General features: G+C 73.7%; 24 protein-coding genes. 14 read left to right on the top strand and 10 right to left on the bottom strand.

From position 1 onward, the window contains the following. The first annotated feature begins 45 nt into the window (after window positions 1–45). On the top strand, window positions 46–909 hold the full coding sequence (locus ACR807_RS32595; protein WP_438925312.1) for a GNAT family N-acetyltransferase: 864 nt from the start codon (window positions 46–48) through the stop codon (window positions 907–909). Here ACR807_RS32595 and ACR807_RS32590 read toward each other — a convergent pair. Genes ACR807_RS32590 through ACR807_RS32575 form a run of 4 tightly spaced genes read right to left on the bottom strand, consistent with a single transcriptional unit; the run spans window position 890 to window position 2,860 of the window. Continuing rightward, complete coding sequence (locus tag ACR807_RS32590; protein ID WP_438925311.1) at window positions 890–1,111, bottom strand: helix-turn-helix domain-containing protein; 222 nt, start codon at window positions 1,109–1,111, stop codon at window positions 890–892. The two genes, ACR807_RS32595 and ACR807_RS32590, sit on opposite strands and share 20 nt — an antisense overlap. After that, on the bottom strand, window positions 1,108–1,719 hold the full coding sequence (locus tag ACR807_RS32585) for a hypothetical protein (protein ID WP_438925310.1): 612 nt from the start codon (window positions 1,717–1,719) through the stop codon (window positions 1,108–1,110). Before ACR807_RS32585 ends, ACR807_RS32590 begins: the two co-directional genes overlap by 4 nt. Next, complete coding sequence (locus ACR807_RS32580) at window positions 1,719–2,369, bottom strand: hypothetical protein (protein WP_438925309.1); 651 nt, start codon at window positions 2,367–2,369, stop codon at window positions 1,719–1,721. Before ACR807_RS32580 ends, ACR807_RS32585 begins: the two co-directional genes overlap by 1 nt. 26 nt (window positions 2,370–2,395) lie before the next feature. Continuing rightward, window positions 2,396–2,860 (bottom strand): Lrp/AsnC family transcriptional regulator, encoded by a 465-nt coding sequence (locus tag ACR807_RS32575; RefSeq protein WP_438925308.1) that lies wholly within the window; start codon window positions 2,858–2,860, stop codon window positions 2,396–2,398. A gap of 79 nt (window positions 2,861–2,939) precedes the next feature. Between ACR807_RS32575 and ACR807_RS32570 the strand changes: the two genes are divergently transcribed. The 6 genes from ACR807_RS32570 to ACR807_RS32545 all read left to right on the top strand — a co-directional run bounded on the left by ACR807_RS32570 (window position 2,940) and on the right by ACR807_RS32545 (window position 9,537). Then, window positions 2,940–3,425: a rhodanese-like domain-containing protein gene (locus tag ACR807_RS32570; RefSeq protein ID WP_438925307.1), complete on the top strand. Its 486-nt coding sequence runs from the start codon at window positions 2,940–2,942 to the stop codon at window positions 3,423–3,425. A 15-nt stretch (window positions 3,426–3,440) separates the two neighbouring features. Then, the gene (locus tag ACR807_RS32565; RefSeq protein ID WP_438925306.1) at window positions 3,441–4,163 is read left to right on the top strand and encodes a type 1 glutamine amidotransferase; all 723 of its coding nucleotides are present in this window, start codon (window positions 3,441–3,443) and stop codon (window positions 4,161–4,163) included. A 94-nt stretch (window positions 4,164–4,257) separates the two neighbouring features. Further along, window positions 4,258–5,391, top strand: coding sequence for an inorganic phosphate transporter (locus ACR807_RS32560; RefSeq protein WP_438925305.1), 1,134 nt, complete (start codon window positions 4,258–4,260; stop codon window positions 5,389–5,391). After that, window positions 5,388–5,612, top strand: coding sequence for a hypothetical protein (locus ACR807_RS32555; RefSeq protein ID WP_438925304.1), 225 nt, complete (start codon window positions 5,388–5,390; stop codon window positions 5,610–5,612). Before ACR807_RS32560 ends, ACR807_RS32555 begins: the two co-directional genes overlap by 4 nt. 40 nt (window positions 5,613–5,652) lie before the next feature. Further along, window positions 5,653–8,595 (top strand): bifunctional [glutamine synthetase] adenylyltransferase/[glutamine synthetase]-adenylyl-L-tyrosine phosphorylase, encoded by a 2,943-nt coding sequence (locus ACR807_RS32550; protein ID WP_438925303.1) that lies wholly within the window; start codon window positions 5,653–5,655, stop codon window positions 8,593–8,595. A gap of 12 nt (window positions 8,596–8,607) precedes the next feature. Continuing rightward, complete coding sequence (locus tag ACR807_RS32545) at window positions 8,608–9,537, top strand: NADP-dependent oxidoreductase (RefSeq protein ID WP_438925302.1); 930 nt, start codon at window positions 8,608–8,610, stop codon at window positions 9,535–9,537. Between the two features lie 62 nt (window positions 9,538–9,599). Here ACR807_RS32545 and ACR807_RS32540 read toward each other — a convergent pair whose 3' ends face one another. Further along, window positions 9,600–9,821: a hypothetical protein gene (locus tag ACR807_RS32540; RefSeq protein ID WP_438925301.1), complete on the bottom strand. Its 222-nt coding sequence runs from the start codon at window positions 9,819–9,821 to the stop codon at window positions 9,600–9,602. A gap of 186 nt (window positions 9,822–10,007) precedes the next feature. On the opposite strand from ACR807_RS32540, the gene ACR807_RS32535 reads away from it, so the two are divergent. Then, entirely contained in the window at window positions 10,008–10,649 is a 642-nt protein-coding gene (locus ACR807_RS32535) for a hypothetical protein (protein WP_438925300.1), read from the top strand. A 123-nt stretch (window positions 10,650–10,772) separates the two neighbouring features. On the opposite strand, the gene glnA is transcribed toward ACR807_RS32535, so the two are convergent. Continuing rightward, window positions 10,773–12,197 (bottom strand): type I glutamate--ammonia ligase, encoded by a 1,425-nt coding sequence (gene glnA, locus ACR807_RS32530; protein ID WP_438925299.1) that lies wholly within the window; start codon window positions 12,195–12,197, stop codon window positions 10,773–10,775. 194 nt (window positions 12,198–12,391) lie between these two features. Between glnA and ACR807_RS32525 the strand changes: the two genes are divergently transcribed. Further along, window positions 12,392–12,865 (top strand): RDD family protein, encoded by a 474-nt coding sequence (locus tag ACR807_RS32525; RefSeq protein ID WP_438925298.1) that lies wholly within the window; start codon window positions 12,392–12,394, stop codon window positions 12,863–12,865. A 77-nt stretch (window positions 12,866–12,942) separates the two neighbouring features. Here the strand turns inward: ACR807_RS32525 and ACR807_RS32520 are convergent, their stop codons facing one another. Further along, window positions 12,943–13,683, bottom strand: coding sequence for a DUF4191 domain-containing protein (locus ACR807_RS32520; RefSeq protein ID WP_438925297.1), 741 nt, complete (start codon window positions 13,681–13,683; stop codon window positions 12,943–12,945). A 63-nt stretch (window positions 13,684–13,746) separates the two neighbouring features. On the opposite strand from ACR807_RS32520, the gene ACR807_RS32515 reads away from it, so the two are divergent. The 5 genes from ACR807_RS32515 to ACR807_RS32495 all read left to right on the top strand — a co-directional run bounded on the left by ACR807_RS32515 (window position 13,747) and on the right by ACR807_RS32495 (window position 18,949). Continuing rightward, window positions 13,747–15,822 carry an ATP-dependent DNA helicase UvrD2 gene (locus ACR807_RS32515; protein ID WP_438925296.1) on the top strand — a complete coding sequence of 692 codons (2,076 nt, stop codon included), beginning with the start codon at window positions 13,747–13,749 and terminating at the stop codon, window positions 15,820–15,822. Window positions 15,823–16,981: 1,159 nt separating this feature from the next. Next, complete coding sequence (locus ACR807_RS32510; RefSeq protein WP_438925295.1) at window positions 16,982–17,380, top strand: WhiB family transcriptional regulator; 399 nt, start codon at window positions 16,982–16,984, stop codon at window positions 17,378–17,380. Beyond that, the gene (locus ACR807_RS32505) at window positions 17,377–17,601 is read left to right on the top strand and encodes a putative WhiB-interacting protein (protein WP_438925294.1); all 225 of its coding nucleotides are present in this window, start codon (window positions 17,377–17,379) and stop codon (window positions 17,599–17,601) included. The genes ACR807_RS32510 and ACR807_RS32505 overlap by 4 nt, the downstream gene beginning before the upstream one ends. 215 nt (window positions 17,602–17,816) lie before the next feature. Next, window positions 17,817–18,752 carry a class I SAM-dependent methyltransferase gene (locus ACR807_RS32500; protein WP_438925293.1) on the top strand — a complete coding sequence of 312 codons (936 nt, stop codon included), beginning with the start codon at window positions 17,817–17,819 and terminating at the stop codon, window positions 18,750–18,752. After that, window positions 18,749–18,949 (top strand): hypothetical protein, encoded by a 201-nt coding sequence (locus ACR807_RS32495; protein ID WP_438925292.1) that lies wholly within the window; start codon window positions 18,749–18,751, stop codon window positions 18,947–18,949. The genes ACR807_RS32500 and ACR807_RS32495 overlap by 4 nt, the downstream gene beginning before the upstream one ends. A 71-nt stretch (window positions 18,950–19,020) precedes the next feature. Here ACR807_RS32495 and ACR807_RS32490 read toward each other — a convergent pair whose 3' ends face one another. The 3 genes from ACR807_RS32490 to ACR807_RS32480 all read right to left on the bottom strand — a co-directional run bounded on the left by ACR807_RS32490 (window position 19,021) and on the right by ACR807_RS32480 (window position 22,057). Further along, window positions 19,021–19,569, bottom strand: coding sequence for a hypothetical protein (locus ACR807_RS32490; protein WP_438925291.1), 549 nt, complete (start codon window positions 19,567–19,569; stop codon window positions 19,021–19,023). 81 nt (window positions 19,570–19,650) lie between these two features. Beyond that, complete coding sequence (locus tag ACR807_RS32485) at window positions 19,651–20,961, bottom strand: ABC1 kinase family protein (RefSeq protein WP_438925290.1); 1,311 nt, start codon at window positions 20,959–20,961, stop codon at window positions 19,651–19,653. 85 nt (window positions 20,962–21,046) lie between these two features. Further along, window positions 21,047–22,057, bottom strand: a complete 1,011-nt coding sequence (locus tag ACR807_RS32480) for a TOMM precursor leader peptide-binding protein (RefSeq protein WP_438925289.1) — start codon at window positions 22,055–22,057, stop codon at window positions 21,047–21,049. Window positions 22,058–22,147 lie beyond the last annotated feature (90 nt).

Below are 22,147 nucleotides of genomic sequence, written 5' to 3'. Positions count from 1 at the left end.
GATATCCGAGTGCCCCTGAGGGCTTTTTTGCGTTAACGTCACGCCGTGGCCGAGGTGACGAAGCACGAGGACCTTGCGGAGTTCTGGGAGCTGACCGGCGAGTTCTTCAAGGCGGACCCGGTGCTGCACACCGTGCCGATCGCCGCCGTGGCGCGCAGGTTGGACCACCCCGACCCGGACGACCAGCCGCCGCTGCTGGTGACGATCTGCGAGGACGACGTGCTGGTGGCCGCGGCCCTGCGCACGCCGCCGTGGCCGTTGACGCTCAGCGGTGTGCCGGCGAGGTGGGCGGAGACGCTCGCGGACGCGTTGGCGGGTGACGTGGAGCTGCCGGGCGTGAACGGCCCGCGTGACGCGGTGGAGGCGTTCGTCGTCGCCTGGGCGGCCCGCACGGCACAGGGTGCTCAGGAACACATGGCCCAGCGGCTCTACCAACTGGGCGACCCGGTGGTCCCCGAGGTGCCGGGGCAGGCCCGCCTGGCGTCGGAGGACGACGTGGAGCTGCTGACCGGGTGGCGCACGGACTTCGCCATCGAGGCGATGGGCGTGGGACGCGACCAGGCCGCCGCCGAGGAGTCGGCGCGCGTCCTGCGGGCGAGCATCGCGGCGGGTGCCGGGCACCTGCTCTGGTTCCACGACGACGTGCCGGTGTCGTGGGCGTCGGCGAACGCGCCCGCGTCGGGCATGTCCCGCATCGGCCCGGTCTACACGCCGCCCGAGCACCGCGGGCACGGGTACGGCACGGCGGTCACGGCGGCGTGCGCGTCGTGGGCGCGGGAGAGCGGCGCGGAGCACGTGGTGCTGTTCACGGACCTGGCGAACCCGACGTCGAACTCGATCTACCAGCGGATCGGGTTCCGCCCGGTGGTCGACGCGGCGGAGTTCGTGTTCACCCCGCGTCCGTCCTGACGGGGCTGTGGCTGAGCAGGTCGCCGGGCTGGCACCCCAGCACGTCGCACAGCGCGGTCAGGGTGCTGAAGCGGATGGCCCTGGCACGCCCGTTCTTGAGGACGGACAGGTTGACCACCGTCACGCCGACGCGTTCGGCCAGCTCGGTCAGCGTCATGCCGCGCTCGGCCAGCAGCCGGTCGAGGTGCACCTCGATGCTCACACGGTCCCCTCCAGGTCCTCGCGCATCTCCGCGCCGGTGCGCACGATCCTGCCGAGCGTGAGCAGGCCGGCTCCGGCGACCACCGCCCACCAGGGGAAGGCCACGTCGCCGAGGAACTCGACGGCCTCCAGGTCGCGGTCCACGACGCCCTGGAGCAGCCGCGCGGCGGTGAACGCCTCCAGCAGCGCCGCGGCGGGCAGCGACACCAGCACGAACCAGCCGACGCGCCGGACCCCGGCCGCGGTGGCGGCGGTGTGGACGCCCTCCTCGGCGGCGCGCTTGAGGACCACCAGCAGCAGGAACAGCGCGGCGGCGTAGCAGAGGGAGCGGGGCAGGTCGTTGAGGACGCCCAGGACCCGCTGCCCGGCCGTGGGGTCGTCGATGCACACCCGCACCCGCTCGACCCCGGCGGTCACGCCGTCGCGCAGCCGGCCGTCGCCGAAGTCCCGGGCGCGCAGGCCGGTCCGGAAGCACACCGGCCACAGGCCGAGGGCGGACGTCACGGCCCCGTAGAGCGAGCCGCCGGCGGTCACGACGGCGGCGAACGGCCACAGGAAGCCCGCTGCCCGCAGCAGGGGGCGCAACGGGTCCGGCTCCGGTGCCGCCATCACACGGTCCCCTCCAGGTCGAGGCGCATCTCCGCGCCCGCCCGCATGATCGTCGACATGGCCGGCAGCCCGACCCCGGTGACGACCGCCCACCACGGCACGTCCCACTCCATTGGCAGGCGGGTGTAGTGGCTCGTCAGCTCGGGGACGAGGGGCGTCAGCAGCTCGATCCGGGCGACGGCCTGCGCCAGGGTGGTCACCAGCGGCAGGACGAGGGTCGCCCAGCCGAGGACCCGGACGCGGTTCGCGGTGGCGGCGGTGTGGGCGCCGTCCCGGACGGCGCGTTCCAGCACCCGGAGCAGCAGGTGGGACAGGACGGCGTAGCCGACCACCGGCAGTGCCCGCTCGACGATGACGAGCGCGCGGTCCCAGGCCGTCGGGTCCTCCAGGCACACCCGCAGCGCCTGCGCGCCCAGGCTCGCCCCGTCGCGATCGACGGAGCGCAGCACGTGCGTGCCGAGGGCCGTCCCGAAGCACAGGCTCAGCGCCCCCGCCGAGAACACCGAGAGCACGGCGATCCCGGCGACGACGACGGCGACGGCCCACATCAGCCGGACCAGGCGGGCGAACACGCCCAGCGCGCCGCGCTCACCGCGTCGTCCCGGACCCGCGGCGGTGTGGTGCGGTCGTAACGGTGCCCCGTCCCCCATGCCGCCCCCCGTATCGTTTATCGATGCTATCGAGAAACGATACCCCCGAGGACGTCGCGCGTCACGGGCCGGTTGCGGGCGTGCGAGGAGAAGACCAGGGACGTGGTGGTGTCGCCGTAGCGCTGGGCCACCTCGACGAACTCCTCCAGCTCGACCATCGACCGGCAGAGCACGCGCAGCAGCCAGCAGTCGTCCCCGGTCACGTGGTCGGCGTCGCGGACCTGCGCCAGGGTGACCACGCGCTCGCGGAAGCGGGGCGTGTCGAGGCTGCGCACGCGCACCCGCACGATGGCCTCGATGGGCAGGCCGAGGCGTTGCGGGTCGACCACCGCCGCGTACCCGGTGACGACGCCCGCCTGCTCCAGCCGCCGCACGCGCTCGGTCGTGGCCGGCGCGGACAGCGAGACCCGCCGGGCCAGCTCGGTGAACGTCATCCGCCCGTCCCGCTGGAGCAGGTCCAACAACTTCCAATCCAGGTCGTCGAGTTCCACCGCGGAATCGTAGGCGGGACACCGGGAACGCCTGGACTTCCGCATGGGTCCGCCGGCGCCGCCCGGCGAGGATTTCCCCATGACGAACACACTCCGCTTCCCCGCCGCCGAGCCCGCCTCCGCCGCCGCCTTCTTCGCCGCGCAGCTCGCGTTCGAGGCCGACCCGGACGACGTCGTCCGCGACCTGGCGGCCGGTGCGACCGCCGGGTTCCGGCTCGTGGAGACCCGCAGCCGGGAGGCGTTCGAGCGGGTCCGCGTCCCCGGCGCGGTCAACCTGCCGCACTGGGAGGTCGACGAGGTCACCACCGCGGGCTGGGACCGCGACCTGGTCTACGTCTGCTACTGCGAGAGCTCCGCGTGCAACGCCGCCACCAAGGGCGCGTTGCGGCTCAGCGAGCTGGGGTTCCGGGTCAAGCGGCTCACCGGCGGCATCACGACCTGGCGGGCCGCCGGCTACCCGGTCGAGGGCGACGAGGTCGGGAGCAGCGAGGTCGGGAGCAGCGAGGTCGAGGGCGGTGGCGCGGTGGGGCGGACCGGCCTGCACGGGGTCGCCTGCGCCTGCTGATCTACCCTCGGCCGGGTGACGCGACTGCTCGTGCTGCAACCCGACCGCGACGACCCGCCGGCCCGCCTCGGCGAGTGGCTGACCGCCGCCGGGGCGGTGCTGGACGTGGTGGACCCCGCCGAACGGCCGCTGCCCGCGACCCTGGACGACTACCGCGGCGTGGTGTGCCTGGGCGGCGCGATGGGCGCCCTCGACGACGAGGCGCACCCGTGGCTGGCCGACGTGCGGCTGCTGCTGTCGCACGCGGTGTCGAAGCGGGTCCCGGTGCTGGCGATCTGCCTGGGTGCTCAGCTGCTCGCGGTCGCCACCGGCGGGCGGGTTCGGGAGGCCGAACGACCCGAGATCGGCGTGCGGCTGGTCGCCAAGCGGGACGTGGCGGCGCAGGACCCGCTGTTCGCGGAGCTGCCGTGGACGCCGGACGTGCTCCAGTTCCACCTGGACGAGGTGTCGACCCTGCCGCCGTCGGCGACGCTGCTGGCGTCCTCGCCGGTGTGCGCCAACCAGGCGTTCCGGGTCGGCGAGAACGCCTACGGCCTCCAGTTCCACGTCGAGACGACGCCCGAGGTGGTTCTGAAGTGGGACTCCGGGTACCCCGGGGGTGCTTCCGGGCAGTTCGACCCGGACCGGCTGGCCGATGCCCACGAGGACATCCGGGAGGTGTGGCAGCCCTTCGCCGAACGATTCGTGCGCCTGGCCTCGGGTGGGCTGACGATCCACCGGCAACTGCCGCTGGTGTGACGAACGTCCGATGAGGACAGGATGATGTGAGCGTTCATCGGCCAGCCGGGTAGCGTTCACCTACGACTGTGTCGGTTCAGCCGGAGGAATCAGCGTGGATGCCTCGCTCCTCGTCATCATCGTGGTCGTCACCGCCTTGGCCTTCGACTTCACCAACGGCTTCCACGACACCGCGAACTCGATGGCGACCTCCATCGCCACCGGCGCCCTGCGGCCGCGCACGGCCGTCGCGTTCTCCGCGGTGTTGAACCTGGTGGGCGCGTTGCTGTCGGTCGAGGTCGCCAAGACCATCTCCGGCGGGATCGTCGACGACGCGAGGATCACCCCCGCGATCGTGTTCGGCGGCCTGGTCGGCGCGATCGTGTGGAACCTCGTGACCTGGTACGTCGGGTTGCCGTCCAGCTCGTCGCACGCCCTGTTCGGCGGGCTCATCGGGGCCACCTGGATCGCCTCGGGCGCGGACGCCGTGCACTTCGCGAAGGTCGTCGACAAGGTCGTGGCCCCCGCGATCGCCGCGCCGCTGGTCGCGGGCGTCGTGGCGCTGCTGGCGACCTACCTGACCTACCGGCTCACCAAGGGCACGCGGCGCTCGGTGAGCGAGAAGGGCTTCAAGGCGGGTCAGATCGCCTCGGCCGCGCTGATGTCCCTCGCGCACGGCACGAACGACGCGCAGAAGACCATGGGCATCATCACGCTCACCCTGATCACGGCGGGCACGCTCGCGCCGGGCGCGGAACCGCCCATGTGGGTGATCCTGAGCGCGGCCGTGGCCATCGCGCTGGGCACCTACCTGGGCGGGTGGCGCATCACGCAGACCCTCGGCAAGGGCCTGACCACGATCGAGGCGCCGCAGGGCTTCGCGGCGCAGACCAGCGCGGCGACCGTGATCATGGCGTCGTCGCACCTGGGCTTCGCGCTGTCCACCACGCACGTCGCGTCCGGCGGCATCATGGGCTCCGGCCTGGGCAGGCAGCTCGACGGCGTGCGGTGGAACGTGGCCGGTCGGATGGCGGCGGCGTGGGTGCTGACCCTGCCGGCGGCGGGCCTCGTGGGCGCGCTCGCGGGCAAGGTCGCCTCGACGGGCACGGTGGGCGTGGTCGCGGTCGCGGTGGCGGGCGTGGCGGTGGCGCTGGGCATCTGGCTGCTGTCGCGGCGCGAGCCGGTGCGGCCCGAGCACGTCGTGGACGAGATCGCGGCGCAGGCCGAGACGCACAAGGTGGCGGTGTGAAGGTCGACTGGGCGGCGCTCGGCGCCGTGTTCGTGGTGAGCCTGGCCGCCGTGCTGGGGCTGGTCGTGCTGTTCTCGGTGGGGCTGCGGGCCTGGTCGGCGCGGGAGTCGGCGCGGGAGCGCGGCGCGTCGGTGGCGCTGCCCACGGCCGGCGCGCTGGCCTGCCTGCTGGCGTGCGTGACCGTCGTGTTGTTCGGCATCTACTTGATCGTGGCCGGCTGAGGGCTTCGTCGGGACCGCCGGCGGACTACGGTGTTCGTCGATGACCGATCCAGCCCGCACCCCCACGTCCCCCGCGAGGTTCGGCCTGACCGAGGCGCGCAGCGGCGAGCACCTGCGCGCCGCCGGGTGGTGGGAGGAGCGCCGGCCCGCCGAGGGGGCCGAGTCGATCCTGTTCGCCCTGTCCCGCAGCCCCGACCCCGACCAGGCGCTGCGCGGCGTGGACCGGCTGCGGGTGGCGCTGGGCGACGGGTGGGCCGAGCTGGACGGCGCGCTGCGCGACAACGGGGCGCTGCGCGGGCGGCTGCTCGCGGTGCTGGGCACGTCCACGGCGCTGTCCGACTTCCTGGCCGCCAACCCCGACCGGTGGCGCGGCCTGGCCGACGACGAGCCGGTGGACGCCGCCGGGTTCGCCCCCGCGCTGGTCGGCGCGGTCGAGGGGCTGACCGGGGCGGACGCGGTGCGGGCGCTGCGGCTGGAGTACCGGGCGCTGCTGTGCCGGGTCGCCGCGGAGGACCTCGCGCACGTCGCCGAGCCCGACCAGCCGTACGTGGCCTACGACGACGTCGCGGGCCTGCTGTCGGACCTGGCGGTGGCCGCGCTGCGGGCCGCGCTGGACGTGGCGGGCCGACAGGTGCCGCGCTCGGACGAGTGCTCGCTCGCGGTGGTCGCGATGGGCAAGTGCGGCGCGCGGGAGCTGAACTACGTCAGCGACGTGGACGTGGTGTTCGTCGGCGAGGGCGACACGGCCGTGGCGACCCGCCTGGCCAGCACGCTGATGCAGGTGGCGGGGCAGGCGTGCTTCGAGGTGGACGCGGCGCTGCGGCCGGAGGGCAAGGCGGGCGCCCTGGTGCGCACGCTGGACGGGCACGCCTCGTACTACCGGCGGTGGGCGCGGACGTGGGAGTTCCAGGCGCTGCTCAAGGCGCGGCCGGTCGCCGGGGACGAGGAGCTGGGGCGGCGCTACCTGGAGGTGGTGCGCCCGCTGGTGTGGACCGCCGCCGAGCGCGAGGACTTCGTGCCCGACGTGCAGGCGATGCGCCGCCGCGTCGAGGACCACGTGCCGGTGGACCTGGCCGGGCGGGAGCTGAAGCTGGGCCGGGGCGGGCTGCGGGACGTCGAGTTCGCCGTGCAGCTGCTCCAGCTGGTGCACGGGCGGGCGGACGAGGAGCTGCGCATCCAGGCGACGACGGCGGCGCTGGAGGCGCTGGGCCGCGGCGGGTACGTGGGGCGGGCGGACGCGGCGGACTTCGGCCGCGCCTACCGGTTCCTGCGCACCCTGGAGCACCGGTTGCAGCTCCAGCGGCTGCTGCGCACGCACCTGTTCCCGGCCGACGACGACGACGCGGCGCTGCGCCGGCTGGCCCGCGCGTCGGGCGTGCCGGCCGAGGGCGGGCAGTCGGAGGGGCAGGTGCTGCTCGCCGAGTTCCGCAAGCGCGGCAACCAGGTGCGCAGGCTGCACGAGAAGCTGTTCTACCGGCCGCTGCTCCAGGCCGTCGCGAACGTGCCGACCGAGGCGCTGCGGCTGACCACCGCGCAGGCCACCGCCCGGCTGGCCGCCCTCGGCTACGCCGCGCCGGACGGCGCGCTCAAGCACATCGAGGCGCTGACCAGGGGCGTGTCGCGGCGGGCGCGCATCCAGGGCGCGCTGCTGCCGGTGCTGCTCGACCTGTTCGCCGCCACCCCCGACCCCGACGGCGGGCTGCTGGCCTACCGCCGGGTGTCCGAGGCGCTCGCCGAGACCCCCTGGTACCTGCGGCTGCTGCGCGACGAGGGCACCGTCGTCGACCGGCTCGCCGCGCTGCTCGGCACGTCGAAGCTCGTGCCCGACCTGCTCGTGCGGGCGCCCGAGGTGCTGCGGCTGCTGGCCGACACCGACGCCCTCGTCGGCCGCGACCCGATGACGATCGGCAACCCGCTGCGCAGCACCGTGTCCCGCTACAGCGACCTGGAGCGCGCGGTCACCGCGGCCCGGTCGCTGCGCCGCCAGGAGCTGCTGCGGGTGGCGTCGGCGGACCTGCTGGGCCTCGTGCCGCTGCGCACGGTGTGCGTGTCGCTGTCCGAGGTGTGGGTGGCCGTGCTCCAGGCCGCGCTGGACGCCGTGGTGCGGTCGTCCGGGGAGCGGGCGGCGTCCATCGCCGTCATCGGCATGGGCCGCCTGGGCGGGCGGGAGCTGGGCTACGGGTCGGACGCCGACGTGCTGTTCGTGTGCGAGCCCGCGCCCGGGGTGAGCGACGCCGACGCGGCGAAGTACGCGTCGTCCGTGGTGGAGGCGGTGCGGCGGCTGCTGGCCGCGCCCAGCCAGGACCCGGCGTTGCAGGTCGACGCGGACCTGAGGCCCGAGGGCAGGCAGGGGCCGCTGGTGCGCACCCTCGACTCCTACCGCGCCTACTACGCGCAGTGGTCGGAGCTGTGGGAGGCGCAGGCGCTGCTGCGGGCGCGGTTCATCGCGGGCGACGCGGCGCTGGGGGAGCGGTTCATCGACGCGGTGAACCCCGTCCGGTACCCGGCGGCCGGGCTGGACGCGGCGGCCGTGCGGGAGATCCGGCGCATCAAGGCGCGCGTGGAGGCCGAGCGGCTGCCGCGCGGCGCCGACCCGTCCACGCACACCAAGCTCGGTCGCGGCGGGCTGGCGGACGTCGAGTGGACCGTGCAGCTGCTCCAGCTCCAGCACGCCCACGAGGTGCCCGCGCTGCGCACGCCGTCGACCGTTCGGGGGATGAAGGCGGCCACCGAGGCGGGCCTGATCGCGGCGGAGGACGCGTCGGCGCTGATGGAGGCGTGGACGACCGCCACCAGGGCGCGCAACGCCGTCGTGCTGGTCCGCGGCAAGCCCGGCGACCAGCTGCCCACCGCCGGGCGCGACCTGGCGGCCGTGGCGTCCGCGATGGGGCACCCCGACGACCCGGGCGGCTTCCTCGACTCCTACCGGCGCACGACGAGGCGGGCGCGCGCCGTGATCGAGCGCGTTTTCTACGGTTCCTGAACACTGGGGGTCGTGAAGGCGATAGCGCAGAACGAGTTCGGGGACGCCGACGTCCTGGTCCTGCGGGACCTGCCCGACCCCGCCATCGCCCTCGACCAGGTGCTGGTCGAGGTGCGTGCCGCTGGGGTGAACCCGGTCGACCGGCTGGTGCGCGCCGGGTACGTGGCGGCGTCGATGCCCCACCACTTCCCGCTGGTGCCCGGCTGGGACGTGGCCGGCGTGGTGCGCGCCGTCGGGCCCGCCGTCGACGGGTTCGCGGTCGGCGACGAGGTGTTCGGCTACCAGCGCAAGGACCACGTGCAGCACGGCACGTACGCGGAGCTGGTCGCGGCCACGGAGCGGGGGCTGGCGCACAAGCCGCCGTCGCTGTCCTGGGAGCAGGCGGGCGGCCTGGCGCTGACCGGCCTGACCGCGCTCCAGTCGCTGCGCAAGGTCGGGGTCGGCGACGGCGACACCGTGCTCGTGCACGCGGCCGCCGGTGGCGTCGGGCACCTGGCCGTGCAGGTGGCGCGGCTGCTGGGCGCGTCGCGGGTGATCGGCACGGCGTCACCGCGCAACCACGACTTCCTGCGGTCGCTCGGCGCGGAGCCGGTGGCCTACGGGGACGCGCTGGTGGACGCCGTCGCGGAGCTGGTCGGCGGGGACGGCCTGGTCGACGTGGCGTTCGACTGCGTGGGCGGCGCGGCGCTGGGCGACTCGCCCGCGCTGGTGCGCGACAACTCCCGGATCGTGTCGATCGTCGACCCGAACGTGCTGGGGCTCGGCGGGAAGTACGCCTACGCCAAGCCCGTGCCGGCCGACCTGGAGTGGCTCGCGTCCCACGCAGGCGCGGGTGAGCTGGAGGTGGTGGTCCAGCAGGCGTTCCCGCTGGAACGGGCCGCCGACGCGCACCGCCTGCTGGAGGGCGGGCACGTGCGGGGCAAGGTCGTGCTGGTGGTCTGACGGGCGAAGGGCCCCCCGGGAGGGGCCCTTCGGGTGTTCGGTCCCGTCCGGGGTTCGGGCGGTCAGTCCTCGTCCGCGGTCGGGATCGAGGTGAACAGCTCCACCACCCACTCCTCGGTGAGCGAGTCGGTGTCCTCCTCGTCCTGCACGAGGCGGTTGGACACCCTGACGCCCAGGCCGAGCACGTCGGCGGCGGCGATCGCCTCGATGGCCTCGGACGCGGAGTCGAAGATGTTGGTGGAGAGGACCTGCACGGCGGTTGCGACGTCATCAGCATCAGACACGGCGCGACCCTAACCGCCCGCGCCCGGCGCGGCGCGCCGGCCCCGTGGTCGACGGCGTGTCGCGGTGGCGCTACCGACCGTCGATGAGGGGCCGTTCACCATTGACCAGAGGCTTCGGGATGCCGAAACTGACGTCTTCACGGGGATTGCTCACATTCGCACGCGTGCGCCCGGACGAAGGACGTCATGGACGACGAGAGGCATCACAGGAAGAGCGGCGCCGCTCTCAAGGTCGGCATGGTCGTGTTCGGCGTGCTCCTGGTACTGGGCGTGGTCCAGGCCGTCACGGCGGGCACCGTCGGCGTCGGCGCGCTGAGCGTCACGCTGCGGGAGCCGACCGCCGGCACGGTCCCGACGTCCACCCGCACCACCACGTCCGACGACACCGCCGGCCTGGACGGCGCGCTCGGCTCCGCGGGCCCCGCCACCGCGGAGACCCCCGCCGCCGACGCGGGGAGCAAGTCCGCCACCGGCTCCTGGAAGCAGGCGCGCGGCCTGCTCACCGTCGAGGTCACCAAGGTCGAGAACCGCGGCGGCGTGCTCCGGGTCTTCGTGACGGCCGTCAACGCCAGCACCGCGAAGATGGACCTGCCGGTCGCGTCCGCCTCGGCCGTCGACGACTCGGGGCGCGAGTACGGCGCGTCCCTGTCCACCAGCAAGTGGCCCGTGACGGTCGCGAAGAACGGCAGCGCCAACGGCTACCTGGACCTGGACCAGAAGGTCCCGGCCGCGGCGGGCGCGTTCTCGCTGACGTTCGGGGGCATCGTGGGCCAACTGGCCCCGACCGGCGGCTCGGTGACCGTGGCGGACATCCCCGTCCCGAGGTGACCCTTGCGCGTCCCCGCGTCCCCGCGTCCCCGCGTCCCCGCGTCCCGGGGAACGCGAAAGCCGAGGGCCGGGTGACCGTGCTGGTCACCCGGCCCTCGGCCGTCGAACCGGGGTCCGCTCGGATCACACGTCGTAGTACAGGGCGAACTCGTACGGGTTCGGGCGCAGGCGCAGCGGGTTGATCTCTTCCTCGCGCTTGAACGAGATCCAGGTGTCGATCACGTCCGGCGTGAAGACGCCGCCCTCCAGCAGGAACTCGTGGTCCGCTTCGAGGTTGTCCAGCACCGCGTCGAGGGTCGCCGGGACCTGCTTGACGTCGCGGGCCTCCTCGGGCGGCAGCTCGTAGAGGTCCTTGTCGATCGGGGCCGGCGGCTCGATCTTGTTCTTCACGCCGTCGAGGCCCGCCATCACCATGGCCGAGAAGGCCAGGTACGGGTTGCCCGACGAGTCGGGGCAGCGGAACTCGATGCGCTTGGCCTTCGGGTTGTTGCCGGTGATCGGGATGCGCACGCACGCCGAGCGGTTGCGCTGGGAGTAGACCAGCGACACCGGGGCCTCGTAGCCCGGCACCAGGCGGTGGTAGGAGTTCACCGTGGGGTTGGTGAACGCCAGCAGCGACGGGGCGTGGTGCAGGATGCCGCCGATGTAGTGGCGCGCCGTGTCCGACAGGCCCGCGTAGCCGGACTCGTCGTGGAACAGCGGCTGGCCGTCCTTCCACAGCGACTGGTGGGTGTGCATGCCCGAGCCGTTGTCGCCGAACAGCGGCTTCGGCATGAACGTGACGGTCTTGCCGGCCTGCCACGCGGTGTTCTTGATGATGTACTTGAACAGCATCAGGTCGTCCGCGGCGTGCAGCAGCGTGTTGAACCTGTAGTTGATCTCGGCCTGGCCGCCGGTGCCCACCTCGTGGTGCGCGCGCTCGACGGTGAAGCCCTGGGCCTCCATGTTGAGGACCATCTTGTCGCGCAGGTCGGCGTAGTGGTCGGTCGGCGTGACCGGGAAGTAGCCGCCCTTGTACTTGACCTTGTAGCCGCGGTTGCCGCCGTCCTCCTCGCGGCCGGTGTTCCACCAGCCGGAGATCGCGTCGATCTCGTGGAAGGAGGCGTTCGCGGTGGTGTCGAAGCGGATCGAGTCGAAGATGTAGAACTCGGCCTCGGCACCGAAGTACGCGGTGTCCGCGATGCCCGACTCGGAGATGTACTGCTCGGCCTTGCGCGCGATGTTGCGCGGGTCGCGGCTGTACGCCTCACGGGTGAACGGGTCGTGCACGAAGAAGTTGACGATGAGGGTCTTCTCGATCCGGAACGGGTCGAGGCGCGCCGTGTACAGGTCGGGCAGCAGCAGCATGTCCGACTCGTGGATCGACTGGAAGCCGCGCACGGACGAGCCGTCGAACGCGAGGCCCTCGGCGATGGCGTCGGCGTCGAACGCCGAGGCCGGGAGCGTGAAGTGCTGCATCACGCCGGGCAGGTCGCTGAACCGGACGTCGACGAACTTCACGCCCTCGTCTGAGATGAACTTCAGGACCTCGTCGGGATTCTTGAACACCCTCGTCGACTCCTCTGCTGCGGTGGGGGCGTGGTTGTACGCCGCTGCGTGCTGCGGCCTGCCATCGTGGCGAAACTAAGACCGCGGTGTTGCCCGGCAGTCACCCCGGTGTTTCGCCAGTGTTAACGGGCGTCCCCGGTGGGGCAACCCGACCGTCCGTCCTCACCCGCTGAGCACGGGCTTACTCTGGTGGAGTGAGCAGGTGGACCGGTTCGTGGTTGTCAGGACCCCGTGCGGCGCTGGAGCCGGGCGCCGACTCCGGTGACGGCACCGGGCAGCGCTGGAAGGGCGAGCGCCTCGGGCTGCCCCGGTCCGGACCCGGCTCGGTGGCCTCCACCGGGCGTCGGGCCCTGGCCATCGTGGTCGACTTCGCGCTGTCCGCGGGCGTGGCGGCGGCGTTCACGCAACCCGACCTGCCCAAGAACTGGAGCCTGCTGGCCTGGTTCGCGATCACCGTCACCGCGGTCGCTTTCTTCGGCTTCACCCCTGGTCACGCGGTGTTCGGCCTCCGCGTCGCCCGCCTGGACGGCGCCGGGACCGTGGGACTGCCGCGCGCGCTGCTGCGCACGGCGCTGATCTTCCCCATCATCCCGGCCGTGGTGTGGGACGCCGACGGCAGGTGCCTCCACGACAAGGCCGCGGGCACCGTCGTCATCCGCGTCCGCTAGCCCCCGCCGGTGGCCCACCGGCCCCGGGAACGGCTCAGGCCCGGTCGGGGACCGGGCCTGAGCAGCGGTGACGTGGTCTAGCGGCGGCGCATGGCGCGCTGCACGTTGCGCATCTTGGCGCCCTGCGGCAGCGGGCCCTTGGGCAGCGCCGCGCCCCGGCTGGCCAGCGCGGTCAGGCGGTTCTCGATCGTGTCGACCTGGGCGGTCGTGATGTTGCGCGGCAGCTTCATCAGGTGGCCCTGGAGCTTGCGCAGCGGCACCTGGTTCTCCTCGGTGCCGACGACGACGTCGTAGATCGGGGTGTCGCCGATCACCCGCGCCACCCGCTTCTTCTCCTGCGCGAGCAGGCCCTTGACCCGGTGCGGGGCGCCCTCGGCGACGAGGACCACGCCCGGCCGGCCGAGCACCCGGTGCACCATGTCGCCGTTCGTCGTGCCCGCCACGGCCTGGGTGACCCGCCACTTGCCGCGCAGGTTGTCCAGCGCCCACGCCGCCGCGCCCGGCTGGCCGTCGGCCTTCGCGTACACGTTGCGCTGCACCCGGCGGCCGAACACGATGACCGCCAGCAGCGCGCCCACCGCGATGCCCATGGGCAGCAGCACCCACTGCATGTCCCAGATGAGGCCGATCAGGAACGCCGCCGCCGTCGCGCCCAGCAGGCACAACAGCATGAGCGGCACGAGCGCCTTGTCCTCGCGGCGCTGCATCTTGAACGCCTCGAAGATCTGGCCGCGCCGCTGCTTCGATGCCGCGCGCCGAGCCTTCGCCGCTTCCTTGGAGGCCGCCTTGGCAGCCGCCTTGTCCTGCTTACCAGCCATACCCACCAGGATACGGCGCGCCGCGTCGCCCCATGACGGGAGTACGCGCTGTGCTCTGCGAGGATGCAGCGCATGGACCGGCTGCTGGAGGGACTGGACCCGGAACAGCGCGCCGCCGTGGAAGCACCGCGCGGACCGGTCTGCGTCCTCGCGGGCGCGGGCACCGGCAAGACCCGCACGATCACCCACCGCATCGCCTACCTGGTCCAGCGCGGGCACGTCGCCGCAGGTCAGGTCCTCGCCGTCACGTTCACCGCGCGGGCCGCGGGCGAGATGCGGACCCGGCTGCGGGCACTGGGCGTGCACAGCGCGCAGGCCCGCACGTTCCACGCCGCGTCGCTGCGCCAGCTCCGCTACTTCTGGCCCCGGGTGGTCGGCGGCGAGCAGTGGCAGCTCGTCGACCGCAACAAGCTGCGCCTGGTCGCCCAGGCCGCGAACCGCGCGGGCCTGTCGACCGAGTCGGACTCGCTGCGCGACCTCGCCGGCGAGATCGAGTGGGCCAAGGCGTCGCTCGTCGCGCCCGAGGACTACCCGGCCGCCGCCACCCGCACCAGCCGCGACACGCCGGCGTCCGCCGAGCAGGTCGTGCAGGTCTACCGCACCTACGAGCAGCTCAAGAACCAGGCGCAGCTGCTCGACTTCGACGACCTGCTGCTGCACACCGCCGCCGCGCTGGAGGAGCACGGCGACGTCGCCGAGGAGTTCCGCGACCGCTACCGGTGCTTCGTGGTCGACGAGTACCAGGACGTGACGCCGCTCCAGCAGCGCGTGCTCGACGCGTGGCTCGGTCAGCGCGACGACCTGACCGTGGTCGGCGACGCCAACCAGACCATCTACTCCTTCGCCGGCGCCTCGCCCGCGCCGCTGCTGAACTTCCCGCGCCGGTTCCCGCACGCCACCGTCGTCCGGCTCGAACGCGACTACCGGTCGACGCCGCAGGTCGTGGCGCTGGCCAACCAGGTCATCAGCTGGGCGCGCGGACGCCCCGCCGGCTCGCGGCTCAAGCTGATCGGGCAGCGCCCGGACGGGCCGCGGCCGTCGTTCACCGAGTTCGACGACGAGACGCTGGAGGCCGCCGCCGTCGCGCGCCGCACCAAGGAGCTGCTCGACGAGGGCGTGCCGGCCAGCGAGATCGCCGTCCTCTACCGGGTGAACGCCCAGTCGGAGGTCTTCGAGCAGGCGCTGGCCGAGGTCGGCGTGCCCTACCAGGTGCGCGGCGGCGAGCGGTTCTTCCAGCGGGCCGAGGTGCGGCAGGCGGTGATCGCCCTGCGCCAGGCCGCGGCGCACCAGCCGTCCGGCGAGCTGCCGAAGGTCGTGCGCGAGGTGCTGACCGGCATCGGCCTGACCGACGACCCGCCCGCCGGCGGCTCGGCCCGGGAGAAGTGGGAGTCGCTGCTCGCGCTCGTGGAGCTGGCCGAGGAGCTGGCGGGCGCGGTCGAGGGCGCCGACCTGCCGAAGTTCGTCGCCGAGCTGGAGATGCGCGCCGAGGCCCAGCACCCGCCGACCGTGGAGGGCGTGACCCTGGCGTCGCTGCACGCGGCGAAGGGCCTGGAGTGGGACGCCGTGTTCCTGGTCGGGCTGGTCGACGGCACCCTGCCCATCCAGCACGCGGGCGACGACGAGGCGGCCGTCGAGGAGGAGCGCCGGCTGCTCTACGTGGGCGTCACGCGGGCGCGGGTGCACCTGTGGCTCTCGTGGGCCCTGGCGCGCGCGGGGGGTGGTCGCCGCTACCGCCGGCGCAGCCGCTTCCTCTACGGCCTCGTCCCCGAGGACCACCCGGCCTCCCGCACCGCGGCCGCCGCCAAGCGCGAACCGCTCCAGCGCAAGCCCAAGCCCCAGTGCCGGGTCTGCGGTTCGGCGCTCGTGGACGCGAGGTCGGTCAAGCTGGGCCGCTGCGCCTCCTGCCCGTCGGACCTCGACGAGGAGCTGCTGACGCGGCTGCGCGCGTGGCGGGCCGACCGGGCGCGCGAGCTGAAGGTGCCCGCCTACGTCGTGTTCACCGACGCCACCCTCGTGGCCATCGCCGAGCAGCGCCCCGAGGACGTCGCCGGCCTGGTCGCCATCGCCGGCATCGGTGCCTCCAAACTCGACCGCTACGGCGACGACGTCCTGACCCTGGTCCGCGGCAGCAACCACTGACCGGCCCCCGGCTCCCGGCCCCGCCGGCCAGGCCGGCGGGGCGGGCGAGGTAGCGGGGCGGCGGGGCGGGCGTGCTCGCTCGCCGCCCGATCGCCAGCCCGATCGCCAGCCCGATCGCCAGCCCGATCGCCAGCCCGATCGCCAGCCCGCCGATGGCTGCCGATGGTCGCTCGCCGCTCACGCCCGCCCGAGCACTGTCTGCCCGGCCGCACTGTCTGCCCGGCCGCACCGCCTGCCTGAGCGCCGCCTGGTCGCATCGCCTACCCGGCTGCACCGTCTACCTGAGCGCAGCCTGCCCGGCCCGGCCGCGTACTGCTCGCCCGGCATTCGCCCGAGCACCGTCTGCGCTCCCCGCTCCCGTTCCCCGTTCCCCGCTCCCTGAGCCCCGTTCGTCGGGCGACATCCGGCCTGCCCGGCGGACGGGGCGCGGGGCGTTAATTCGGTGGCGCGCGTGTGACCGGGGTCGCTATACAACTCCCGCGGCCCTGCCGCGCGAGGTCCCCGGACCCCGCGCGCGGGCGCTGTGCCGGCGTGCCGCCGACCGCCTCGCAGGTGTGGTCGACGGGGTGCCGGCGGGGGTGGCAGCGGGTGCCCGCCGGCGGGCGGGCCGGCGCTCGGCATGATCGAGTACCGGCCGTCTGGGCAGGGCAAACGCGGAAACTTCACACGATCGACAGGTATTTGGAAAAACCGGTTGCACGCGCCGTGCACGGGGTCATAACCTGCTGATGCCGGGCGCGAAGCGCCCGCTGGGGAATCAAAGAGCTGCGTCCGACACGAGACCGCCCTAGGAGGTGACCGGCTGTGAACACTCTCAAGTGCTTCGAGAAGCCCGGTTACCTGATGACCGGGGCTCTCCTCATGTCCAGCACGGCTCCCGTCGCGGGGGAGAAGTCTGCCCGCGATCGCCGCGCCCACACGTGGGGTGCAGAGCGAGTTCAGCTGATCCAGGTCCCGGCGCCGTATGCGCCGACCGTTGTCCCGACTCAGAACGTTGCGCCGTCCGCGCAAGGGCGAAGTACCTGACACACCTGTAGTCAGGCCACCAGCCCACGAAGGCCGCGGACCCGTAACCGGATCCGCGGCCTTCGTGTTTTTTCACCCCGTTTTTCCAGCAAGACCACTTACCCCGTGCAAGACCCTGACAGGAGTCCACCTGATGTTGACCGCGACCGTCCCGATAAACGGGACGTTGTCCACCGAGTCCGACCTGATCGGAGCTGGTGTCGCGACCCTGATCGACACCGCGCCGGACGCCGGCCTGGAGCTTCCCTGCCGCACCAACAACCCCGACCTGTGGTTCGCCGACGCGCCGGCGGAGTTGGAGGAGGCCAAGAAGTTCTGCGCCACGTGCCCGGTCATCGCCGAGTGCCTCGCCGGTGCGCTGGCGCGTCACGAGCCCTGGGGGGTCTGGGGCGGCGAGATCTTCGAGCGCGGAGCCGTGATCGCGCGCAAGCGTCCTCGTGGGCGCCCGCGCAAGGACGCGGCACCCGTTGTTCCCGCGGCACCCGCCGCGACCGTCGTCCGGGGGGCTACCGACCAGGAGGCCGCCGCGTGACCACGTACCGATCCACCACTGACGAAGCCGTGTTCACCGAACTGAACCCCAGGGGGAACCCGATGTTGCTCGAAGAAAACCTGGCCAGATCCCGAATGCATGACGCGGAGATATACGCGCAACAGCATCGGCTGGCCCACCGCCTCGTCGTCGCCCGCAGGTGGCGTCGGCTGGCCGGTTGGGCCGAGCGCCGGGCCCACCAGAAGGCCCGCGCTCTCTGATGCACGACAGGCCCGCCCTTCCCGTCCGATACGGGGAGGGCGGGCCTCGCCGTGCCCGGACCGCGGATCGCAGACCGCGGACACGCATCACCGATCACCGGCCACCGCAGTCGGGTGGGCGCGGTCGGGTGGGTGCGGTGGTGTGGGTGCGGTGGTGTGCCGTGCCGCGTGGTTCCGGCGCGAGGGATCGCCCGGTCGTCGGTACGGTGCGTCGTGTGGCTGCTCACTCTCACCACCACCACCACCACGGTCGGGCCGATCACGGCGGGACCCTCGACGGGATCGACTGGTCGTCCCGCCTGACGATGTTGCGGCAGGCCGACGAGTTGGACGCGGATGCCCGGCGGGTCGTCGCGAGCCGGCTCGTGCGCTCGCTGCCCGACAACCCGACCGTCCTCGACGTCGGGTGCGGGGCCGGTGGGATGGCGGTCGCGTTCGTCGAGGCGCTGTCCGCGCGCGCCGGCGGGACGGTGGTGCTGGTCGACGCGACGCCCGAGCTGCTGGACGCGGCGACCGGCGCGGCGCGGTCGGCCGCCGCCTACGGCGGTGACACGACCACGGTTTCCGTCCGGGTGCGGCCGGTGCTGGCGGACCTGGCCGCCGAACGGGCCGTCGACTTCGCCGGACCCGCCCAGCTGGTGTGGGCGTCGAACGTGGTGCACCACCTCCCGGACCAGCGGGTAGCCGTGGCCGGGTTGGTGGAGGCGCTGGCGCCGGGCGGGTGGCTGGCGCTGGCCGAAGGCGGGCTTGAGGGCAAGTTCCTCCCGTGGGACCTGGGTGTGGGCGAGCCGGGGTTGCAGGAGCGGCTGGCGGCGGTGCGCGCCCAGTGGTTCTCGCGGATGCGCGAGGACATCCCCGGCTCCGCGCGGACGCTCGGCGGCTGGAACACCGTGCTCGCCGAACTCGGGCTGCTCGACGTGACGGCCTTCAGCTACCTCGTCGACCACCCAGCGCCCGCCGGTCGGGCGGTCCGGGACTGGGCCGTCGACCGGCTCCGGTGGTTCGCGGAGATCGGCGGCGACCTGCTGCACCCCGCCGACCGGCGCGCAGTCGGCCGGCTCCTCGACCCGGACGACCCCGCCTACCTGGGGTTGCGCGACGACGTCTTCCTGCTGGCCGCCCACACCGTGCACCTCGGGCGCAAGGCGTGACCGACCCCGGCGGCACGTGTGCCCGGTGCGACCGGACCCGTGCCTCGGTCACCGACGCGGCCGAGCTGCTGGCCTGGGTCCGGCAGCGGGAACGCGGGGTCGACCAGTGGCTGTGCCACGCCTGCGCGCGGGAGCACGTCCGCGACATCGAGGGCAAGCTGCCCGCCGACCACTGGGGAGCCGGTCACCGGCGATAGGTCTCCTCTCGGGTGGTGCCGTCCTGCTCGGCGGGACACCGGCGGGACAGGGGATCAGGGGGAGGTGGCGGTCAGCGCAGGGTGGCGGCCAGGAGTCTCAGGGCGGACCTGGTGGCCGCCGTGCCCCGTCTGTTGCCCGCCTCCAGTTCGGCGTTGAGGCCCTCGACCGTGCACAGGCCCGCCCGCAGCGCGCCCGCCAGGACGTGGTGGCGGCGCAGCGGGTGGGGTTCGTGCCGGGCCGCGTCGAGGACGGCCCTGGTCGGCTCGGTGAACGGCAGGCCGTCGCGCACGACCACCCCCGGCGGCCGGGTGGTGCGCTCCAGGACGAGCCGGGGCCCGCCCGACCGGCGCCGGCTCGCAGGTTGCAGCAGGTGCACGTGGGCCGGTGGTCGGGCGGGCAGGCCCTGGGCGGCCAGCGCGTCCGCGCCGGTGATCACCGCGCCCGGTCCCGCGTAGGCCACGGCGGCCCGGAGGCGCTGGGCCCGGGTGGGCGGTTGCGCCCCGAGCAGCAGCACGCCCGGCAGGATGCGCTGCCACGGGCCGCCGGGGCGGCACCTGAGGTCGATGACGTGGCCGGGCACGCCGGCGGCCTTCAGCTCTGCGGTCTTGACGATGTCCATGGGACGAGGGTGGACCGGGGGAGCGGGGGCCGGCCAGGGGATGTGGGTGAGTTGTGGACAACTCGGGAAGCTGTGGACAACTCAGTCCGCGAAGCCCGGTTGCCACCGGGCTACGATGGCCCTGGCCTGCACGTTCGCGTCGAGCTGGCAGAGGATGCCCGTCGCGCCCAGCGTGACCCTGTGGACAAGCAGGTACTGGGGAGGCAGGTTGAGGGACCTTCCCGTTTGCGAATCAGGGCTGCGGAGGTCGCCCACCCGCTCCGCCTGCTGCCGCAGCCACCGGCGCGTGAAGTGGAACGTCTCGGTGCGCAGCGGCTCGACGAACGGCGCCAGGTAGTTCAGGACGTCCTCGGCGTGCAGCTCGGTACCCGGTCGGATGAAGTGCTCGGTGCGCAGCAGCTCCTCCAGGTCCGCCGGCCGCCCCTCCAGCGCCAGCCTGGTCATCAGCCCCAACGTCCTGGGCAGGCCGTCGGGCAGGCGGGCCACCGCGCCGAAGTCCAGGACGCGCAGCCGGCCGTCCGCGCCCAGCATGAAGTTGCCGGGGTGCGGGTCGGCGTGCAGCAGGCCCGACCGGCTGGGCGCGGAGAAGTGGAACTCCGACAGCAGCTGCCCGGACAGGTCGCGGTCCTCCCGCGAGCCGTCGCGGATGATCTTCGCCAGGGGTGTGCCGTCGGTCCACTCGGTGACCATGACCTTCGGCGAGCTGGCCACCACGCGCGGCACCAGGACGTGCTCGTCGTCGGCGAACGCCTTGGCGAACACCCGCTGGTTGGCGGCCTCGGTCCGGTAGTCCAGCTCCTCCAGGTACCGGTCGCGCAGCTCCTCCAGCAGCGGTTTCACCTCGGCGCCCGGCATGACCGCCTGCATCAGCCTGCTGAACCGCAGCAGCTGCCTCAGGTCGGACTCCAGGGCCTCGTCCGCGCCGGGGTACTGCACCTTCACGGCCACGTCGCGCCCGTCGTGCCACACCGCGCGGTGCACCTGGCCGATGCTCGCGGACGCGGCGGGCGCGTCGTCGAACTCGGAGAACCGCTTGGCCCACCCGGTGCCGAGCTGCTCGGCCAGCACGCGGTGCACGGTGCGCGAGGGCATCGGCGGCGCGGCGGTCTGGAGCTTGGTCAGCGCCTCGCGGTACGGCTCGGCCAGCTCGTCCGGCACGGCGGCCTCGAACACGCTCAGGGCCTGGCCGAACTTCATCGCACCGCCCTTGAGCTGCCCGAGCACCGCGAACACCTGTTCGGCGGTCTTCGCCGACACCTCGGCGCTGACCTCCTCGGAGCTGCGGCCTGCCAGGCGCTTGCCCCAGCCGCCCACCACGCGGCCCGCCACCCCGAGGGGGAGGCTGGCCAGCTTGGCGGTGCGCTGCACGGCCTTGCGCGGGATTTCGGTCACCCGGTGATTCTCCCCCCGCTCGTCCACGCGGTCGCGCTGGATCGCCCCACGCCACAAAACCTACACAGCTCGGGCTGAGGACCCGTCAGCTCGCGGAACGGCACTCGCAGCGCGGGTGCACGGGCGCTATCCGGTGCTCGACCGCCCCGGCGAAGGCGTCGACCTCCACGACCGCGTCCCAGGTCGGCGGCCGGGTGCGCAGCTCGGTGCCGCGGTCGAGCGCCAGCAGCGCCTGGCCGACCGCGAAGCCCGCCGCGGCGGTCACCGTGGCCAGGTCGGCGTGCTGGGCGCGGTCGACGAGCTGCGCGGCCAGCACCGGCCAGTCGGGGTCCCGGTCGGCGGTGTGCATGTCCGCGCACCTCAGGCAGCTGCTGCGACCGGGCACGACGAGCGGTCCGACGACGCCCAGGCCCTCCCGGACGCGCACGGCCAGGTGCGGCGTGCGCGACGCCAGCAGGCCGCGGAGCAGCTCCGGCGCGGGCACCAGCACGTCCGCCAGCACGACGAGGTCGACGTGCCGGGGCGCCGGCCGGACCCCGCCGCACGCCCGCTCCACGGCCGCCGCCGCGGCGACCGAGCGCGGCCTGCCCACGTCGTCGTCGGTGTAGCCCGATCCGGTGTCCTCCGGCCCGACGCGGCCCCGGGCAACCACCCGGACGTGTCCCACCCCGGCGGCGGCGAGGAGGGTCGCGACGGTCACCGCGAGCCGGCCCTCGCCGTGCACGACGACGGCCCGGTCCGCCCGGTCGGCGGGCAGGCGGGGGACGGGCCGCCGGGTGCGCAGCGCCCACGACGACACCTCGGCGGTCAGCCTGGCGTGCGGCACCGGCACGGACTCCTCGACCAGGCCGGCCCGCGCCAGCCCGTGCAGCACGCCCGTCAGCTCGGCGGCCTGCGTGCCGTGGGGCGCGAGCTGGTCGCGCAGCTCGGCGAGGGTGTGGCGGCCGGTGAGGCCGAGCAGCACGGAGCACATGGGCGCGGGCACCTCCTCGACCAGCACGGCGTGCCGGGGGTCGGTGCCGATCTGCACGACGTCGGCCCGGCGGCGCAGCAGCGGCAGGCCGGGCAGGACTCGGGGGCGGTTCGGGAGGTCCACACCGGCAGCGTGGCCCCGTCGCCCGGAATCGCGAAACGCCTGTCCACAGGCCCGTGAACTGTCCACAGGCGACGCCGGGGCGCTTGACGC

Origin of the sequence: Saccharothrix sabaoui (assembly GCF_051756985.1) — a bacterium.
Classification (GTDB): domain Bacteria; phylum Actinomycetota; class Actinomycetes; order Mycobacteriales; family Pseudonocardiaceae; genus Actinosynnema.
The sequence above is the reverse complement of the archived record's forward strand: the minus strand, read 5'-3'. Positions and strand labels throughout refer to the sequence as shown.

Excerpts from the sequence above, each read along its gene's own strand:
- ACR807_RS32585 (WP_438925310.1), bottom strand. The coding sequence starts at position 1,719 with ATGGCGGCACCGGAGCCGGACCCGTTGCGCCCCCTGCTGCGGGCAGCG.
- ACR807_RS32580 (WP_438925309.1), bottom strand. The coding sequence starts at position 2,369 with ATGGGGGACGGGGCACCGTTACGACCGCACCACACCGCCGCGGGTCCG.
- ACR807_RS32570 (WP_438925307.1), top strand. The coding sequence starts at position 2,940 with ATGACGAACACACTCCGCTTCCCCGCCGCCGAGCCCGCCTCCGCCGCC.
- ACR807_RS32550 (WP_438925303.1), top strand. The coding sequence starts at position 5,653 with ATGACCGATCCAGCCCGCACCCCCACGTCCCCCGCGAGGTTCGGCCTG.
- ACR807_RS32535 (WP_438925300.1), top strand. The coding sequence starts at position 10,008 with ATGGACGACGAGAGGCATCACAGGAAGAGCGGCGCCGCTCTCAAGGTC.
- ACR807_RS32520 (WP_438925297.1), bottom strand. The coding sequence starts at position 13,683 with ATGGCTGGTAAGCAGGACAAGGCGGCTGCCAAGGCGGCCTCCAAGGAA.
- ACR807_RS32515 (WP_438925296.1), top strand. The coding sequence starts at position 13,747 with ATGCAGCGCATGGACCGGCTGCTGGAGGGACTGGACCCGGAACAGCGC.
- ACR807_RS32510 (WP_438925295.1), top strand. The coding sequence starts at position 16,982 with ATGTTGACCGCGACCGTCCCGATAAACGGGACGTTGTCCACCGAGTCC.
- ACR807_RS32490 (WP_438925291.1), bottom strand. The coding sequence starts at position 19,569 with ATGGACATCGTCAAGACCGCAGAGCTGAAGGCCGCCGGCGTGCCCGGC.